The 18160-nt window shown below is 45.5% G+C and carries 12 protein-coding genes, 2 tRNA genes and 3 rRNA genes; 2 read left to right on the top strand and 15 right to left on the bottom strand.

Annotation, left to right across the window (positions count from 1 at the left end):
- Positions 1-40: 40 nt before the first annotated feature.
- Positions 41-1069: an EF-P beta-lysylation protein EpmB gene (gene epmB, locus DYD54_RS02340; protein ID WP_063513589.1), complete on the bottom strand. Its 1029-nt coding sequence runs from the start codon at positions 1067-1069 to the stop codon at positions 41-43.
- Positions 1070-1190: 121 nt separating this feature from the next.
- On the opposite strand from epmB, the gene efp reads away from it, so the two are divergent.
- On the top strand, positions 1191-1760 hold the full coding sequence (gene efp, locus DYD54_RS02335; protein ID WP_036365360.1) for an elongation factor P: 570 nt from the start codon (positions 1191-1193) through the stop codon (positions 1758-1760).
- A 60-nt stretch (positions 1761-1820) separates the two neighbouring features.
- Here efp and DYD54_RS02330 read toward each other — a convergent pair whose 3' ends face one another.
- The 14 genes from DYD54_RS02330 to DYD54_RS02265 form a co-directional block, all read right to left on the bottom strand.
- Positions 1821-2588 carry a tRNA threonylcarbamoyladenosine dehydratase gene (locus DYD54_RS02330; protein WP_063514933.1) on the bottom strand — a complete coding sequence of 256 codons (768 nt, stop codon included), beginning with the start codon at positions 2586-2588 and terminating at the stop codon, positions 1821-1823.
- On the bottom strand, positions 2588-3442 hold the full coding sequence (locus DYD54_RS02325) for a TatD family hydrolase (RefSeq protein ID WP_084260565.1): 855 nt from the start codon (positions 3440-3442) through the stop codon (positions 2588-2590). The genes DYD54_RS02330 and DYD54_RS02325 overlap by 1 nt, the downstream gene beginning before the upstream one ends.
- Before the next feature lie 81 nt (positions 3443-3523).
- Positions 3524-4552: a 5'-nucleotidase gene (locus DYD54_RS02320; RefSeq protein ID WP_063513588.1), complete on the bottom strand. Its 1029-nt coding sequence runs from the start codon at positions 4550-4552 to the stop codon at positions 3524-3526.
- Between the two features lie 12 nt (positions 4553-4564).
- Positions 4565-5098 (bottom strand): pilus assembly FimT family protein, encoded by a 534-nt coding sequence (locus DYD54_RS02315; RefSeq protein ID WP_063513587.1) that lies wholly within the window; start codon positions 5096-5098, stop codon positions 4565-4567.
- Between the two features lie 54 nt (positions 5099-5152).
- Positions 5153-5266 (bottom strand): 5S ribosomal RNA (gene rrf / locus DYD54_RS02310).
- Positions 5267-5428: 162 nt separating this feature from the next.
- A 23S ribosomal RNA gene (locus tag DYD54_RS02305) occupies positions 5429-8286 on the bottom strand.
- A 233-nt stretch (positions 8287-8519) separates the two neighbouring features.
- A tRNA-Ala gene (locus DYD54_RS02300) sits at positions 8520-8595 on the bottom strand.
- A gap of 9 nt (positions 8596-8604) precedes the next feature.
- Positions 8605-8681 (bottom strand) — tRNA-Ile (locus tag DYD54_RS02295).
- 61 nt (positions 8682-8742) lie between these two features.
- A 16S ribosomal RNA gene (locus DYD54_RS02290) occupies positions 8743-10272 on the bottom strand.
- The 16S, 23S and 5S rRNA genes sit together here with 2 tRNA genes alongside, the layout of an rRNA operon.
- Positions 10273-10832: 560 nt before the next feature.
- The gene (locus DYD54_RS02285) at positions 10833-11864 is read right to left on the bottom strand and encodes a threonine aldolase family protein (protein WP_063513586.1); all 1032 of its coding nucleotides are present in this window, start codon (positions 11862-11864) and stop codon (positions 10833-10835) included.
- Between the two features lie 73 nt (positions 11865-11937).
- Positions 11938-12789, bottom strand: coding sequence for a metal ABC transporter permease (locus DYD54_RS02280; protein ID WP_228703580.1), 852 nt, complete (start codon positions 12787-12789; stop codon positions 11938-11940).
- Between the two features lies 1 nt (position 12790).
- A complete protein-coding gene (locus DYD54_RS02275) occupies positions 12791-13672 on the bottom strand; it encodes a metal ABC transporter permease (protein WP_305887989.1) in 882 nt (293 codons plus the stop codon).
- A complete protein-coding gene (locus DYD54_RS02270; protein ID WP_084260564.1) occupies positions 13669-14670 on the bottom strand; it encodes a metal ABC transporter ATP-binding protein in 1002 nt (333 codons plus the stop codon). Before DYD54_RS02270 ends, DYD54_RS02275 begins: the two co-directional genes overlap by 4 nt.
- Before the next feature lie 253 nt (positions 14671-14923).
- Positions 14924-15859 carry a metal ABC transporter substrate-binding protein gene (locus DYD54_RS02265; protein WP_084260563.1) on the bottom strand — a complete coding sequence of 312 codons (936 nt, stop codon included), beginning with the start codon at positions 15857-15859 and terminating at the stop codon, positions 14924-14926.
- Between the two features lie 369 nt (positions 15860-16228).
- Between DYD54_RS02265 and thrS the strand changes: the two genes are divergently transcribed.
- Positions 16229-18157: a threonine--tRNA ligase gene (gene thrS, locus DYD54_RS02260; RefSeq protein WP_063513585.1), complete on the top strand. Its 1929-nt coding sequence runs from the start codon at positions 16229-16231 to the stop codon at positions 18155-18157.
- Positions 18158-18160: the final 3 nt, after the last annotated feature.

The following is an 18160-nucleotide window of genomic DNA, read 5'->3' as shown; positions in this document are numbered from 1 at the left end:
TTTAACAAAGTTTTGAAATTTTGCAAGTATTTTTTTAAGTTTAATCCAAAGCATGGATATTAATCGGCGTCTTATACGGCCTATTGGGCAGTTCTTGCACCAGTTTGGGCACCAGATAACCCGACAGACTCTCGAGCATCTGCCAATAAATCTCAATCGCACGCTCAATCAGCAAATCAAAATGCGCCGCCCCCTGAACTTTATCCAACACGTGTAAATAATAAGGTAAAATCCCCGCATCAAATAACGCATGACTAAGCTCAATCAACGTCTGAGCGTGATCATTCACACCCTTTAGCAGAACCGTCTGATTTAATAAGACAACGCCGGACTCTCTGAGTGCGCGGCATTTTTGCTTAAGAAATTCATCAATCTCATTGGCATGATTAATATGCAACACCATAACGATGTTTTTTGGTGAAGCTTTTAGCAGGCTTAGCAGTTCATCATCCACACGATTGGGTAGCACCACAGGCAGACGTGTATGAATGCGGATGGTCTTGACGTTTGGGATGGTGTTTATGGCACCGAACCAAGCTGTTAGACGTCTATGATTCAGATTCAGCGGATCGCCACCACTAAAGATCATCTCATCAACATCCGGGCAGCTTGCCACATAGTCGGCAATACTAGCGATCTCTTGAATGCTTGGCATGTTCGCATGGTAGTCAAAATGCTGACGGAAACAATAACGACAATGCACCGCACACGCCCCCGTTGTGGTAATCAGCACACGGTTTTTGTATTTATGCAGCAGACCCTTGATTGGGTTTTGCTCATTCTCTTGTAGAGGATCGGCAGTATAGCCAGCGCTTGCCACAGTTTCTTTGATGTCTGGCAGAACCTGCAGTAGCAGCGGATCACTTGGATCACCCTTTGTCATCTTTTGAATAAAGGCTCGCGGCACTCTTAGTCCAAAACCCTTAGGCTGATAAGGTGCATCTGGACACTCTATTTCAAGCAAATCACACAATTCAGCCACATCCGAAACACCGTCAGCCAATTCACTTTGCCAATCACCGTAAGCAGAATCAACATCAATGGTCGATATTTTTGAAAAATCATTCATTATCTTTTGACAATATTCAACAAAACTATATATAATGTGCTGTTTAGCGACATTTGCGAAATGCTGGGTATTATATCGCACTTTCGCCAAAATTTATTTTTCTTTTTTAAAGGTAATCATCATGGCAAGTTATTCTACCAATGATTTTAAAGCTGGCCTAAAAGTCATGCTTGACGGCAACCCATGCTCAATCATCGAGAACGAATACGTTAAACCTGGTAAAGGTCAAGCCTTTAACCGTGTTAAACTTCGCAACCTAAAGACAGGTAAAGTTCTAGAACAAACCTTCAAATCTGGCGACAGCCTAGAAGGCGCTGACGTACTAGACACCGAAATGAACTATCTATACAACGATGGTGAGTTCTGGCACTTCATGCACCCTGAGACTTTCGAGCAAATGCAAGCTGACAAGAACGCCATGGGCGATGCAGCACAATGGCTAAAAGAGAACTCAAACGCACTTTGCACCATCACTCTATTCAATGGCGCACCGCTAAGCGTTACCCCGCCAAACTTCGTTGAGCTACAAATCGTAGAAACCGATCCAGGTCTGCGTGGCGACACCTCTGGTGGTGGCGGCAAACCTGCACGTCTAGAGACTGGCGCGGTGGTGCGTGTACCACTATTCGTACAACAAGACGAAATCGTAAAAGTCGATACTCGTACTGGCGAATACCTATCACGCGTGTAATATGTGATGCACACCTATAAAAAATCCCCAATACCTCATTGGGGATTTTTTATAGGTGTGCTATTGCTTAGCAATCAATCTTAGGCATTCTGACACCATCACCATGCCCACCACAGACGTAACTGCAACTGCTGAGCCGTAACCACCACAATTCAGACCGTTTTCACATGCTGTTGCCATTTTTAATTGTTCGGTTGAATAGACGCATTTGATACCGAATTTGCCTTTTGATTGGCTGATATTTTTTTCTTTGAGTTTGTTTCTTAATTTTGCCAATAATGGATCTTGGGTCACGTCTGTGAGATCGGCAACTTTGATTTGCGTTGGGTCAATTTTACCACCCGCCCCACCAGAGACGATGAGCTTAATTTTATTAAATCGGCAATGCAGCGCCAAAGCAAGCTTGGCATTCATGTCATCGACACAGTCTAACACGATTACATTTTTATCTTGAGCAGCCAGGGCTACCGCCTCTTCTTTATTGGGCAGAATCTGCTGAACGTTATCTACGGTCAAAAAATCATCAACCAGATTCAGCTCAAGATTAGGATTGATTTGCCTAAGTCGTGCCGCCATTACCTCAATCTTCGACTCTCCAAGCGCACCATCTAAGGCAGACAGCTGGCGGTTGATGTTACTCTCAACCAATACATCCAGATCGACCAACGTAATCTGCCCCACCCCTGTTCTTGCCAGACCTTCTGCCGCCCAAGAGCCCACGCCGCCAACACCAATCACATAAACGTGAGCATTGATAAATTTCTCAAATCCATCGCCATAAAGCGTTCGCGTACCAGTGAATCGTCGAGCGGTTAACATGTCATTCATCATTCATATACCCAATTTTGGTGCAGCGCCTCATTGCTGTTCTGCCATAGCTGCCTAGCCAAATTCTCTTTATCCATATCAAACATCGTCGCCAACTCATCAAGCACATACACCAAATTAGCAGGTTCATTGAACGTGCCCAAGTGCTGGCAAGGCACCGGCATCATGTCGGGGCAGTCCGTCTCAATCACGAATGCCTCAGCGCCATATCGCTTAAACACACTCATCACAGAATTGCGTAATTTCTTGGCATTGGGGTTGGTAATTTGCCCCGTGATACCAAGCTTAAATCCCATCTTCACAAAAGCCAAAGCCTCTTGTTCGCCACCACTAAAACTATGAGCGATACCACCCTGAACGCTGGCGCGGTATTTATGATCTTTTAAAATCTGTAGGACTTGAGCGTGCGCTTTGCGAATATGCAATAAAATCGGCAAATCATGGTGTTTGGCAAGATGAATTTGCTCAATAAAAAACTGCTTTTGCTTTTCAAAAATATCTGACTGCGCCAAGGTTTTTGGATAGGTATCTAGACCAATCTCAGCAATGGCGATACCGCTGTACTTCCTAATGAAATCATCAAGCAACATCAGATCAGAATCCGACTGCTCCATGATGTACAAAGGATGAAGTCCGAACGCCAAATGAGCCTGAATGCCTTGGTGGCTGCCCTTGGCAAAATCCACCATTTGGGATTTGACTTTGACCATCTGATGAAAATATTTCGCCAAAAAACCAATCAACACCAGATGTCTAATGCCCTGTTCATGAGCACGTTCGGTCATCAACATGCGATGTTCATCATACTCAGGCACGTCAAAATGCGTGTGCGTATCAATAAGTCTAATCGTCATGTTGCGGCTTTTTTGGACTGCTGCGTCTCGGCAGTATCAATAAAGCTGCAGCGAGAGCCAGTTTGAACAATGTTGATTTATTCATGATTTCTTGCGTTTTTTAATGGGTTTAAATACCTGCTCATCCAAATGCTGCGGCGCATCATTCAACAATGAAGTCGAATGATATGGCACCAGTGCGGACGGCACAACATTACGCGCAGCGTCAATGTGCTTAATTGAGTCATCAAAGAAGATATGCGGCGCAAAGGTTTGCAGTACCTTCGTCTTATTTAGACCACCCAAGAAAAAAGCCACATCAACACTCACACCCCATTCACGCAACGTCTTAATCGCTCGCATGTCAGCAGGTGCATTTCTGGCAGTAACCAAGGCAATACGGATCGGATTATGCACCGCATCTTCGGTCTCATTGGGCAATTTATTTTGTAGCTTAGAGAGCTTAATAAGAAAATCCGCATAAGGGCCTTTCTCCATCGGCAAGTCAGCCATCTCATTCTCATGATGGTGAAATGCCTGCAATCCTTGCTGCTTAAACACCAGCTCACCCGCCTCATCAAATAACACAGCATCCCCATCAAAGGCGATGCGAAGCTGCTCAGTATCAAGCTCTGACGTATCGATCGGAGTCGCATCAAGAATCGCACAAGCGCAAATGTTCGCATCCGCCACTTTCTGGGCGTCTTCGCGATTGGTCGTTAAGAATAAGTCAACATCAAAATCCTTAATATAATCCGCCACCGAAGCGCCAGAGATAAAAGCAGATCGAGTGATGCCCAGCTCATGTGTGCGAATGGCATTAAGCACCTGTATACCCATGTCTGGCGTAGATTTAGAAACGATCACCACCTCAACAAAGGGCGATTCATCATGGTATTCCTTATCATCCTGATATCGATTTAAATTCAAAAGCGCCTTAATAAGCGGATAGCCTGTTCCTTGATTTAAAGGTTCATTCTCGCGCAAATGCATATATTCACGGAATTTCTTGGCGGCCGTCTCTTCGTCCTTTTTTGTTAATTCAATCAGTTTGGTTTCCGCTTCGGACAAATCAAATAAGGCTGTCGCCGAAATCGCCACAATTAAAGTCTGAGAAAAATCTACCGCCATACCATCCCCTTTCTAACATTCTATACGATATAAGTGGCCTTGTCTCTCAGTCACAACGCCATGTGTATTGATGACAATTTGAAAATTATTGTTGTTATTCTTGGATAAGGTACAATATTTGATATTACCATAATTCCCACGTGGCTTACCCGTATCACCCATAAATTTCATATAATTGCGTGATAATGAGGCATTCATTTTAATTATACCATGTTTTAAATACAAAGATTCGCTGCTAATTATATAATCTTTGGCGCCCAATCTATTGTCTCTATCATTATCTACAAACACAACAAATCTTTCTTGGGCACTCCTACTGCATTCATTCTCGCTATTCATAGCACAAATGATAACATCCTTACCTCTTGAATAACTCTCTATCTTTGCCAAGCGAATTGCTTCATGAAGGTGTTTTCTTGTTGTATGTGATTCCAGACGCTCAAACAGAGCAGGAATCATAGGGTAAGCAAAAAATAGTAACACAGAAACAATCAATAGGACAATGATTAATTGAATGAACGTAAATCCAGATTCTGCTTTTATCATAATATCGCAATACCTAAAACCCCCTCACATTCCTGCAAGGGGGCTCAAATAAGATGCTGACGATGACCTACTCTCACATGGGCGAACCACACTACCATCGGCGCTAAGACGTTTCACTTCTGAGTTCGGGAAGGGATCAGGTGGTTCCATCTTGCTATTGTCGTCAGCGTAAAAGGATAACAACGCTATTTATGAGTCTGTTGTTTTATTTTTTACTTTAAATTTTAATTTTTAAAGTTTTAACTTTTTAAGTTAAGTTATTCAAGATTGATTCAAGCTTGTTAGGTAAAATCTTTACACTTATCTCATACTAAACCACTTGGGTGTTGTATGGTCAAGCCAAACGAGCAATTAGTATTGGTTAGCTACACATGTCACCATGCTTCCACACCCAACCTATCAACGTCGTCGTCTACAACGGCTCTTTGGGGAAATCTTATCTTGAGGTGGGCTTCCCGCTTAGATGCTTTCAGCGGTTATCCCATCCGAACATAGCTACCCGGCAATGCTTCTGGCGAAACAACCGGAACACCAGAGGTTCGTCCACTCTGGTCCTCTCGTACTAGGAGCAGATCCTCTCAAATTTCCAACGCCCACGGTAGATAGGGACCGAACTGTCTCACGACGTTCTAAACCCAGCTCGCGTACCTCTTTAAATGGCGAACAGCCATACCCTTGGGACCTGCTTCAGCCCCAGGATGAGATGAGCCGACATCGAGGTGCCAAACACCGCCGTCGATATGAACTCTTGGGCGGTATCAGCCTGTTATCCCCAGAGTACCTTTTATCCGTTGAGCGATGGCCCTTCCATACAGAACCACCGGATCACTAAGACCTACTTTCGTACCTGCTCGACTTGTGGGTCTCGCAGTTAAGCGCGCTTTTGCCTTTATACTCTTTGAACGATTTCCGACCGTTCTGAGCGCACCTTCGTACTCCTCCGTTACTCTTTAGGAGGAGACCGCCCCAGTCAAACTACCCACCATACATTGTCCTTGATATTGTTGTATCTAAGTTAGAACCCCAACATAACCAGGGTGGTATTTCAAGGATGGCTCCATGCAAACTGGCGTTCACACTTCAAAGCCTCCCACCTATCCTACACAAGTTAGGTCAAAGTTCAATGTAAAGCTGTAGTAAAGGTTCACGGGGTCTTTCCGTCTAGCCGCGGGTACACAGCATCTTCACTGCGATTTCGATTTCACTGAGTCTCTGCTGGAGACAGCGCTGCCATCATTATGCCATTCGTGCAGGTCGGAACTTACCCGACAAGGAATTTCGCTACCTTAGGACCGTTATAGTTACGGCCGCCGTTTACTGGGGCTTCGATCAAGAGCTTCGCATACGCTAACCCCATCAATTAACCTTCCAGCACCGGGCAGGCATCACACCCTATACGTCCACTTTCGTGTTTGCAGAGTGCTGTGTTTTTAATAAACAGTTGCAGCAGCCTGGTATCTGCGACTGCCAACAGCTCATAAAGCAAGTTTAATTACCGTCGGCAGCGTACCTTCTCCCGAAGTTACGGTACCATTTTGCCTAGTTCCTTCAGCAGAGTTCTCTCAAGCGCCTTAGTATTCTCTACCTGACCACCTGTGTCGGTTTCGGGTACGATTTGTTTATGACTATCGCTTAGAAGCTTTTCCTGGAAGCAGGGTATTTGCCACTTCGCCAGCAAGCTGGCTTGCTATCAGATCTCAGTAATAGCTTGGCGGATTTGCCTACCAAGCCTACCTACATCCTTTCACCTGGACAACCAACGCCAGGCTGACATAACCTTCTCCGTCCCTCCATCGCATCATAAACAAGTATTGGAATATTAACCAATTTCCCATCGACTACGCCTTTCGGCCTCGCCTTAGGGGTCGACTCACCCAGCCCCGATTAACGTTGGACTGGAACCCTTGGTCTTTCGGCGAACGGGCTTTTCACCCGTTTTGTCGTTACTCACGTCAGCATTCGCTCTTGTGATACCTCCAGCATACCTTACGATACACCTTCACAGGCTTACACAACGCTCCCCTACCACTTAATTGAAACAATTAAATCCGCAGCTTCGGCTCCTAGTTTGAGCCCCGTTACATCTTCCGCGCAGGTCGACTCGACTAGTGAGCTATTACGCTTTCTTTAAATGATGGCTGCTTCTAAGCCAACATCCTAGCTGTCTGTGCCTTCCCACATCGTTTCCCACTTAACTAGGAATTTGGGGCCTTAGCTGGCGGTCTGGGTTGTTTCCCTCTTGACGACGGACGTTAGCACCCGCCGTCTGTCTCCCGGATAGTACTCATCGGTATTCGGAGTTTGCATCGGTTTGGTAAGTCGGGATGACCCCCTAGCCGAAACAGTGCTCTACCCCCAATGGTATTCGTCCGAGGCGCTACCTAAATAGCTTTCGGGGAGAACCAGCTATCACCGAGTTTGATTAGCCTTTCACCCCTATCCACAAGTCATCCCCTGGCTTTTCAACGACAGTGGGTTCGGTCCTCCGGTGCCTGTTACGGCACTTTCAACCTGCTCATGGATAGATCACTCGGTTTCGGGTCTATACCCTGCAACTAAGACGCCCTATTAAGACTCGGTTTCCCTACGGCTCCCCTAAACGGTTAACCTTGCTACAGAATATAAGTCGCTGACCCATTATACAAAAGGTACGCCGTCACCCAACAAGTGGGCTCCGACTGCTTGTATGCACACGGTTTCAGGTTCTATTTCACTCCCCTAACAGGGGTTCTTTTCGCCTTTCCCTCACGGTACTGGTTCACTATCGGTCAGTCAGGAGTATTTAGCCTTGGAGGATGGTCCCCCCATCTTCAGACAAGATTTCACGTGTCTCGCCCTACTTAATGTGTCGCATTTGCAGTTTCGCATACAGGACTATCACCTACTATGGTTGGCTTTCCCACGCCATTTTGCTACTACAAGTTTGATCGGCTACTCCCCGTTCGCTCGCCGCTACTTGGGGAATCTCTATTGATGTCTTTTCCTCGGGGTACTGAGATGTTTCACTTCTCCCGGTTTGCCTCCTAACCAAAGGTTAGGATAGCCAACTTATGTTGGCTGGGTTTCCCCATTCAGAAATCGCCGGGTCACAGGATATTGCCACCTCACCGACGCTTATCGCAGGCTATCACGTCTTTCATCGCCTCTGACTGCCAAGGCATCCACCATGTGCACTTCATTACTTGACCATACAACCCCAAGTAGTCTTGGTGTCATAAGGGTAATGTGTAACGATTTACCTATGTTTACGCTTGATTCAGTTCTCTTTACTTTGGTTAATTATTTTGTTGGAAATAAATAATTAACCCAGACTCATATATACGTTGTTAAATAGTGATATAAACTTCGTCAGTTTATAAAGTTAAAGCATAAATAAGAAATCTTATTTAAATTGCTTATGTATGCTTTTGATGTTTAATAATGGTGGAGTTAAGGAGAGTCGAACTCCTGACCTCCTGCGTGCAAGGCAGGCGCTCTACCAACTGAGCTATAACCCCATTTGTTAATGGTGGGTCTAATAAGACTTGAACTTATGACCCCCGCGTTATCAACACGGTGCTCTAACCAACTGAGCTATAGACCCGTTTTAAACATCTTACTAAAGAACAACTTGTTGTGAATTCTTGCCAATCAGATAATATCGTTAAGGAGGTGATCCAGCCGCAGGTTCCCCTACGGCTACCTTGTTACGACTTCACCCCAGTCATCGACCCCACCGTGGTGAGCGCCCTCTTGCGTTAGGCTACCCACTTCTGGTGAGATCAACTCCCATGGTGTGACGGGCGGTGTGTACAAGGCCCGGGAACGTATTCACCGCAGCATTCTGATCTGCGATTACTAGCGATTCCGACTTCATAGAGTCGAGTTGCAGACTCTAATCCGGACTACGATTGGCTTTTTGAGATTGGCATCACATCGCTGTGTAGCAACCCTTTGTACCAACCATTGTAGCACGTGTGTAGCCCTGGTCGTAAGGGCCATGATGACTTGACGTCGTCCCCGCCTTCCTCCAGTTTGTCACTGGCAGTATCCTTAGAGTTCCCGACCGAGTCGCTGGTAACTAAGGAAAAGGGTTGCGCTCGTTGCGGGACTTAACCCAACATCTCACGACACGAGCTGACGACAGCCATGCAGCACCTGTATTCTAATTCCCGAAGGCACTCCCGCATCTCTGCAGGATTCTAGATATGTCAAGACCAGGTAAGGTTCTTCGCGTTGCATCGAATTAAACCACATGCTCCACCGCTTGTGCGGGCCCCCGTCAATTCATTTGAGTTTTAACCTTGCGGCCGTACTCCCCAGGCGGTCTACTTATTGCGTTAACTGCGTCACTAAGTCTTTAAAAGACCCAACGACTGGTAGACATCGTTTACGGCGTGGACTACCAGGGTATCTAATCCTGTTTGCTACCCACGCTTTCGCACCTCAGTGTCAGTATGATGCCAGGAAGCTGCCTTCGCCATCGGTATTCCTCCAGATCTCTACGCATTTCACCGCTACACCTGGAATTCTACTTCCCTCTCACCTACTCTAGTTGTCCAGTATCAGATGCAGTTCCTAGGTTAAGCCCAGGGATTTCACATCTGACTTAAACAACCACCTACGCGCGCTTTACGCCCAGTAATTCCGATTAACGCTCGCACCCTCTGTATTACCGCGGCTGCTGGCACAGAGTTAGCCGGTGCTTATTCTGTGGGTAACGTCAGGGCTTGTGGGTATTAACCACAAGCTTTTCCTCCCCACTTAAAGTGCTTTACAACCAAAAGGCCTTCTTCACACACGCGGCATGGCTGGATCAGGCTTTCGCCCATTGTCCAATATTCCCCACTGCTGCCTCCCGTAGGAGTCTGGGCCGTGTCTCAGTCCCAGTGTGGCTGATCATCCTCTCAGACCAGCTACAGATCGTCGCCTTGGTAGGCCTTTACCCCACCAACCAGCTAATCCGACTTAGGCTCATCTAATAGCGAGAGCTTACGCCCCCTTTCACCCGTAGGTCGTATGCGGTATTAGCCATCCTTTCGGATGGTTATCCCCCACTACTAGGCAGATTCCTAAGCATTACTCACCCGTTCGCCACTAATCATATCCAGCAAGCTGGATACTCATCGTTCGACTTGCATGTGTTAAGCCTGCCGCCAGCGTTCAATCTGAGCCATGATCAAACTCTTCAGTTTAATCTTTTTAAGATGCCTATTAAGTATCTTAGTAAACTAAGATAAGTTAGGACTTGGCTCATTTATTATATTACTAGCAAAATTTGATACTAATTAAAGTATCAGCTCATCGTGTAAATGAATTAACTTTGAGTATTTTTGTCTTAATAACTAATAAATGAATATTTATATATTATTTATTGAATTATCTTGTATTGACAAAAATCCACACAAGTTGTTCTTTAGTTTGGATTTTAAATAGTGTATTCGTCTGTCGTCCAGCGAATGAGTGCGTATTATACGCTGTTTTTACTTGGTGTCAAGCTTTTTTTTCAAAATTTTTAAAGTTTTTTTGAGATTTGTTAATTTTCGTCTCAAATTTTTTAACTTATTGAATTTAAACAAGTTTTTTATGACTTGCTGTGCTTGAGTGGTGGGTATTATATGAGGAGAAATGAGATTAGTCAAGGGGTAATTTAAGGAAAAGTGGAGAAAGTTTATAAGTGGTTGATTTGGCAGGGGATTTATTTTAAAAAGGCAATCGTTGATTGATTGCCTTTTATAATAGCGTCTTATTTATATTAATTCAGATTGGACTTAATCAATACTACCAAGTCCGTCACATCGTCAGCATTAGTATCAAAGCTACACATTAAGCGCACAGTACCTTCGGTATCCCAATCATAAAAGGCGTATTTTTGGCGGGCGGCATCAACTGCTTTCTTAGGTAATTTAACAAAAACACCATTAGACTGAACGTCATAAATCGGTTGAATGCCCAGCGTGATAAGTTCATCCGCCAACTGCTTTGCCATCGCATTGGCTTGCCGCGCATTATTAAGATAAAGATTATCTGATAATAGCGCTATGAATTGAGCGGAGATAAAGCGCATTTTTGAAGCGGTTTGAAGTCCCACTTTACGCAAAAAACGCAGTGAGCTGGCAAGCTCTTTGTCAAAGGCAATCAAGCACTCGCCCATCATCATGCCGTTCTTCGTACCGCCAAAGGACACCATATCCACACCGGTCTCAAGAATCATCTCTTTAAATGTGGCATTTAGATAAGCGGCAGCATTGGATAATCTGGCGCCATCGACAAATACCTTCATGCTATGCGCATGCGCAGTCTCACAAATCGCGCGAATCTCATCTATGCTATAACAAGTGCCGTATTCGGTGGTCTGACTGATATAGACAACGGATGGTTGAGCACGATGTTCGCTTCCGATATTATAAAGCTGAGAGAGGATCATATCGGGAATCAGCTTGCCATCTTCGGTGGGCATCGCCAATAGTTTAAGCCCACCCACAACCTGCGGCGCAGTGCTTTCGTCTTGATGAATGTGCGCCGACTCGGTACAAATTACCGCACCCCAACGAGTGCTTAGTGCCTGCAACCCAACCACATTCGCACCCGTGCCATTAAACATCGGATAAGCATAAGCTGTATCGCCAAAATGCGCACGGATAATAGTCTGCAATTCTTCTGTAAATTCATCATAGCCATAAGCAGGAACATGTCCGCCATTTGCCAGGTTCAAAGCATCCATAATCTTAGGATGCACGCCTGAATAGTTATCTGAAGCGAAATTTTTAGCTGTTGGAGTCTGCATTTGTTTTCTCGGTTGGTTTTTTTGATTATTATACTTGGAATGGATTAAAGGAGAAAGGGTTTTGAATATCGCTTTAAGCTGTCGCGGTCATTTTGGTATTGCCAAGCCTCTGTTTGAATTTGGCAAATAAAACTGCTGCCATGAATGTGATTGCTTGCAAAAGCACAATCGTCGCCCCCGTTGCCGAATCCAAATGAAAACTTAAAATCACTCCCAAAAAACTCGTCAAACACGAACTTACCACCGCCACAGCCAGCATGGTATGAAATCGCCGGCACAAGACAAATGCCGTAATGCCAGGGGAGATGAGCATCGCCACCACCAAAATCACGCCAACGGCTTGCATGGCAACCACAATTGTGGCAGAGAGTAGGATAAGCAACCCATAATGCAAAACTTTGGGCGACAGTCCTGCCACACGGGCATGACTTGGGTCAAAGCAGTACAACAATAAATCCTTGCCCTTTAACAGCACCGCCCCCAAAATCGCCCCACAAATTATCATGGTCTGGATAAGCATTTCACGGCTAATACCGAGCAGATTGCCAAACAAAATATGCTTTAAATGCTGGTCGGTGTCTATTTTGGTAAACATAACAAGCCCCACCGCAAACATGCCTGCAAAGACAATGCCCATGAGCGTATCTTCCTTGATACGGGTGTTATTTTTTAAAAAACCCACCGATACGGCACAAAACAGCCCTGCCACAAACGCCCCAAGCGACATCGGAAGCCCTGCCCACACCGCCACAATCACCCCCGGGAACACCGCATGGCTAATCGCATCGCCCATAAGCGACCAACCCTTTAACACCACATAACACGACAGCACCGCACACACCGCCCCAACCACGACCGATGACAATAGGGCGTGTTGCATAAAGGTGTGGGATAACGGTTCGGTGAGAAAATTTAGAAGTTGCATATTAAAATCTATGGTTGTCAAATTGGGCGGATAAATGCTTTCTTTTTAATCTTTGTGTGATTATCCCAAACTTTGGCGAAAACAAAAACGCAAGCACAAACAATGCTGTCTGCAAGGACACAATCACGCCCCCTGTCGCCCCGTCTAGGTAGTAGCTTAAATACACGCCAAGCCCACTTGTGGTTACACCCAACAATCCTGCAATCAGGATAAGCGGACGAAATCTATCGGTCAGCTGATATGCCGTTGCCCCAGGGGTGATGACCATCGCAATCACCAAAATCGCCCCTACCGTTTGTAGTGCCGACACCACGCACGCAGACAGCAGACTAAAAAACAGTGCTTGATACACTTTTGGTGACAGTCCCACCGATTTGGCGTGAATCTCATCAAAAAAGACAAGCAGTAAATCTTTCCAAAAAATCAGCAAAAAACCAAGCGATACCGCCATGACAACACCCACTTGTATCATGTCGCCATCGCTAATACCCAAAATATTGCCAAAAATAATCTCTTGAACATTGACGGACGTGGGATTGATAGAGATGATAAACAGCCCTAACGCAAAAAACGTGGTAAAAATAAAGCCGATTACCGCATCTTCTTTTAGATTTGTCAAAGATTTAACCCACAAAATCGCCAAAGATGCCAATATCCCCGAAAAAAACGCCCCAATCGCATAAGGCAAGCCGAGTGCATACGCAATCGCTACCCCCGGCACAACCGCATGGGACAAGGCATCACCAATAAGCGACCAACCCTTTAACATCAAATATGCCGACAAAAACGCGCACACACCACCGACCACAGACGACAGCACCATTGCTTTTACCATATATTCATAAGCGAACGGCTCGGCAAGCAGGGCAAACAGCTCACTCATGGCGTGTCCTTATTTGGACTGGGCGTTGTGGTGTCGGTTTTTGGGTTGTACAGTTGCACGCCGTCATTTTTTGCCCGTTTTTGATTCATATTGACCTGCCCCACACGGCTTGCCTGTGCGGTCTCATCACAGTGGCTACGCTCGGGCGTGCCGTCATGCACCCCATAAAACACCGCAGGCACTTCATCGTCCGCCAAAATTGTAACCGCACGACTGTCATCGTCATCGTGCAAGTCCTTGCCTGCCAAGCGAATTTGCCGTAACACACCGCCAAACACCTTCTCCAAATTCTCTTGGGTAAAGGTCTCTTTGGTCGTACCACTCGCCAGCACGGTGCGATTTATCATCACCACTTGGTCGCAAAATTCTGGAATCGTCCCCAGATTGTGCGTGGAGATTAAAATCAAATGCCCTTCGCTTCGTAAATCGTCAAGCAGAGCCATAATCGCCTTTTCGGTTTTGACATCAACGCCTGTAAACGGCTCATCAAGCAGGATAATTTTGCTTTCTTGGGCGAGCGAACGAGCCAAAAACACCCGCTTTTTTTGACCGCCTGACAGTTCGCTGATTTGCCTGTCTTTTAGATGAGAAATATCCACCCGAGCCATGGCATCGGCTACCTTTTGGCGGTCGACTGCCTTGGGCAGTCGCAAAAAATTCATATAGCCGTACCGCCCCATCATCACGACATCATAGACCGACACAGGAAATTGCCAGTCCACTTCTTCGGCTTGGGGAACGTAGGCGACTAGGTTTTGTTTTAGAGCGGTGTTAATGGGCAAACCACAGAGCAAAATCTGCCCTGATTGGGGCTTAATCAGTCCCATAATAGACTTAAACAGCGTGGATTTGCCAGAGCCGTTTACCCCAACCAAGGCACAAGTCGTCCCACCTGTTAAGGCAAAATTCATGTCAAAAAGAGCGTGATGACCGTTGGCGTAACGCACGGACAAATCCTGAACGCTGATGCTGGCGGTTAAATCGTGAATGTGTGTCATAATTGCTAAAAACTGATTTAAAAAAGATAGAAATTTGATAGTAGTCTAAAAAGTATGCTGAACCAGGTTTTCTGTTCGCCCTGAGCCTGCCTGCGGGTAGGAAAACCGTTATGGGCAGGCATAGCTCACCACGAACGGTTTTCTTTGTAGTATACTTTTTGAAACACAATCAGAAATGTTTAAAATTCCCATATTTTTTAAATCAAAAATTTGGCAAGATACCGTATTTTATCTTGCCAAATCACCTTGTCAATTATTTTTGAGCTTTTGCGTCTTCAAACCCTTTAACCACCGTACTTGCCGTTACATTTAACAAGTCAAGATACGTTGGCACCGCCCCGTCTTTTTCGCTCAAACTGTCCACATACAGCACACCGCCATAATACGCTCCTGCTTCTTTGGCGACTTGTTTGGCAGGTTTGTCCGAAATGGTGCTTTCGCTGAATACCACAGGGATTTTGTTGGTTTTGACCGTGTCAATCAGAGCCTTGACCTGTTGGGGCGTGCCTTGTTGCTCGGCGTTAATGTCCCACAGATAGGCTTCTTTTAGTCCATAATCTTTGGCAAGGTAGCTAAATGCCCCTTCTGAAGTAACGAGCCAACGCTCATTTTCAGGAATTTGAGCAAGTTTGGCACGAAGTGGCTCGTCCATGGCTTTGATTTTTTGGGCGTATTCTTCGGCATTTTTGATATACACGTCTTTGTTTTTTGGGTCGTGCTCAATGAATGCGTTTTTGATATTTTCCACATAAATCAAGGCGTTAGACGTAGACATCCAAGCGTGCGGATTTGGCAAATCCTTATATGAGCCTGCCTTGATAGGTATGGGCGTGATACCGTCCGTTACCACCACCGCAGGAGTGTCTTTGGCATCGGCATAGAATTTTTCAAACCAACGCTCCAAATTCATGCCATTCCACAAAATCAAATCGGCTTCTTTGACCTTGGCAATGTCCTTTGGGGTCGGCTCATAGTCATGAATCTCCGCCCCTGCTTTGGTAATCGAATGAACGTCTGCTGCGCCCCCTGCGACATTTTGGGCAATGTCTTCAATAATGGTAAAGGTCGTTACCACCGTCATTTTGTCGGCTGAAGTTTGCGCAGATACCACTTCATCAGAAGGCTTGTCACACGCCATCAAAGCAGCGCAAAGCCCAAAGCACGCTGCCAAAGTTTTAAAAAGTTTCATAACCACATCCATTAAAATTAAAATAAATTCAAGAATACAATAACCAATAATGGTTTAATAATAGCAACTGAGCACAAGATTTAAAATATTAACCGAAAAACTCACTCAACTATCAAATGTTAATGATACTCATTATAATAAACGCTGTCAAGTTACTTTATATCAATACATCATACCCATTGAATTATCATTGTTATACTGCGCATCATACAAAAAAGCACACCGATTGTAAATGATTGGCGGTCATTTAATACATAAAGATTGAGTACAATTTTTTAAATCGATATCAGTTATCTTGGTGTTGGGCATAAATTTTGATATAATAAAATGTTTTTATTATTTTAGCCTGACTATTATTTAGGAAATTTTATGGTTGCAATTACCCTACCTGACGGCAGCGTCAGAGAGTTTGACGGTGAAACTACTGTCATGCAAATCGCTCAAAACATCGGTGCAGGGCTTGCCAAAGCCACCATCGCAGGGCGTGTTAATGGCAAATTAGTGGACGCAAGCGATCCGATCACGACGGACGCGACCGTACAAATCATCACCGCTAAAGATGCTGAAGGGATTGAAATCATTCGCCACTCATGCGCTCACCTTCTAGGTCACGCTGTTAAGCAGTTATATCCTGAAGTAAAAATGGTCATCGGCCCTGTCATTGAAGATGGCTTTTATTATGACATCTACAGTGAGCGCCCTTTTACACCTGAAGACATGCAAGCCATCGAAGCGCGCATGAAGACACTCATCGACCAAGATTATGATGTCATCAAAAAAATAACCCCAAGAGATGAAGTCATCAAAACCTTCTCTGAACGCGATGAAACCTACAAGCTTCGCCTAGTAGAAGACATGCCCGATGAGACACACATGGGTCTGTACTATCATCAAGAATACATCGACATGTGCCGCGGCCCACACGTGCCAAACACTCGATTCCTAAAAGCATTCAAACTTACCAAGATGAGTGGCGCGTATTGGCGCGGCGATGCCAAGAATGAACAATTACAGCGCATCTATGGCACCGCATGGGCGGACAAAAAAGAACTTAAAGCCTATATTGAACGCATCGAAGAAGCCGAAAAACGCGATCACCGTAAAATCGGTAAGCAGCTGGGTCTGTTCCATCTACAAGAACAGGCACCCGGCATGGTGTTTTGGCACCCGAACGGCTGGACCATTTGGCAAGTGCTTGAGCAGTACATGCGTAAAGTTCAGCAAGACCACGGCTATCTTGAAATCAAAACCCCACAAGTCGTGGACAGAAGCCTATGGGAGAAGTCTGGCCACTGGGAAAACTATGCAGAAAACATGTTCACCACTGCATCAGAGAACCGTGATTACGCCATCAAGCCGATGAATTGCCCATGTCACGTACAGGTATTTAATCAAGGTTTGAAATCTTATCGTGATCTACCTCTACGCCTTGCCGAGTTTGGCTCATGCCACCGCAATGAACCATCTGGTGCATTGCATGGCATCATGCGTGTGCGCGGCTTCACCCAAGACGATGCGCACATCTTCTGTACCAATGCCCAAATTCGCACCGAAGCTCTTGATTTCATCAAGATGACTTTGAACGTCTATAAGGACTTCGGCTTTGACAATATCCTAATGAAACTATCCACTCGTCCAGAGAAACGCGTCGGTTCTGACGAGCTTTGGGATCTGGCAGAAAAAGACCTTGGTGATGCGTTAGACGCTGCAGGACTTGAATGGGAATTACAAGAAGGCGAAGGCGCTTTCTATGGCCCAAAAATCGAATTCACCCTAAAAGACTGCCTAAATCGCGAATGGCAATGTGGCACGCTACAGCTTGACTTTAACTTGCCTGAACGCCTAGATGCCGAGTTCATCAATGAACAAGGCGAGCGTGAACGCCCTGTCATGTTGCACCGCGCCATCCTAGGTTCGTTCGAGCGTTTCATTGGTATCTTGATCGAGCATTATGCAGGTTGGTTCCCAGCATGGCTTGCACCTACTCAGGCAGTCGTGATGAACATCACCGACAAACAAGCTGAAGCCTGTGAAAGCGTCGTAGATGAGCTTAAAGCGGCAGGATTCCGTGCCGTAAGCGACCTTCGTAACGAGAAAATCGGCTTTAAGATTCGTGAACGCACTCTAGAACGCATTCCATTCATGCTGGTGCTTGGCGACAAAGAAGTTGAAACTGACACGGTTAATGTGCGTACCCGCGAAGGCGAGAACCTAGGTAGCATGAGCGTGACAGACTTCATCAAACACCTTGAAGGCGCGATTGCCTTGAGAGGCAGAGTTGAAGCTAAGGCTGAGTAATCT

The organism is Moraxella ovis (assembly GCF_900453105.1).
GTDB lineage: Bacteria > Pseudomonadota > Gammaproteobacteria > Pseudomonadales > Moraxellaceae > Moraxella > Moraxella ovis.
Note: the sequence above shows the minus strand (reverse complement) of the source record. Positions and strands in the feature narration are given on the sequence as shown.

What these genes read in the sequence shown, in the direction of transcription:
- DYD54_RS02280 (WP_228703580.1), bottom strand. Translation starts at nt 12,789, where the DNA reads ATGCAACTTCTAAATTTTCTCACCGAACCGTTATCCCACACCTTTATG.
- DYD54_RS02265 (WP_084260563.1), bottom strand. Translation starts at nt 15,859, where the DNA reads ATGAAACTTTTTAAAACTTTGGCAGCGTGCTTTGGGCTTTGCGCTGCT.
- DYD54_RS02315 (WP_063513587.1), bottom strand. Translation starts at nt 5,098, where the DNA reads ATGATAAAAGCAGAATCTGGATTTACGTTCATTCAATTAATCATTGTC.
- DYD54_RS02320 (WP_063513588.1), bottom strand. Translation starts at nt 4,552, where the DNA reads ATGGCGGTAGATTTTTCTCAGACTTTAATTGTGGCGATTTCGGCGACA.
- efp (WP_036365360.1), top strand. Translation starts at nt 1,191, where the DNA reads ATGGCAAGTTATTCTACCAATGATTTTAAAGCTGGCCTAAAAGTCATG.
- DYD54_RS02330 (WP_063514933.1), bottom strand. Translation starts at nt 2,588, where the DNA reads ATGAATGACATGTTAACCGCTCGACGATTCACTGGTACGCGAACGCTT.
- DYD54_RS02275 (WP_305887989.1), bottom strand. Translation starts at nt 13,672, where the DNA reads ATGAGTGAGCTGTTTGCCCTGCTTGCCGAGCCGTTCGCTTATGAATAT.
- epmB (WP_063513589.1), bottom strand. Translation starts at nt 1,069, where the DNA reads ATGAATGATTTTTCAAAAATATCGACCATTGATGTTGATTCTGCTTAC.
- DYD54_RS02325 (WP_084260565.1), bottom strand. Translation starts at nt 3,442, where the DNA reads ATGACGATTAGACTTATTGATACGCACACGCATTTTGACGTGCCTGAG.
- DYD54_RS02285 (WP_063513586.1), bottom strand. Translation starts at nt 11,864, where the DNA reads ATGCAGACTCCAACAGCTAAAAATTTCGCTTCAGATAACTATTCAGGC.
- DYD54_RS02270 (WP_084260564.1), bottom strand. Translation starts at nt 14,670, where the DNA reads ATGACACACATTCACGATTTAACCGCCAGCATCAGCGTTCAGGATTTG.
- thrS (WP_063513585.1), top strand. Translation starts at nt 16,229, where the DNA reads ATGGTTGCAATTACCCTACCTGACGGCAGCGTCAGAGAGTTTGACGGT.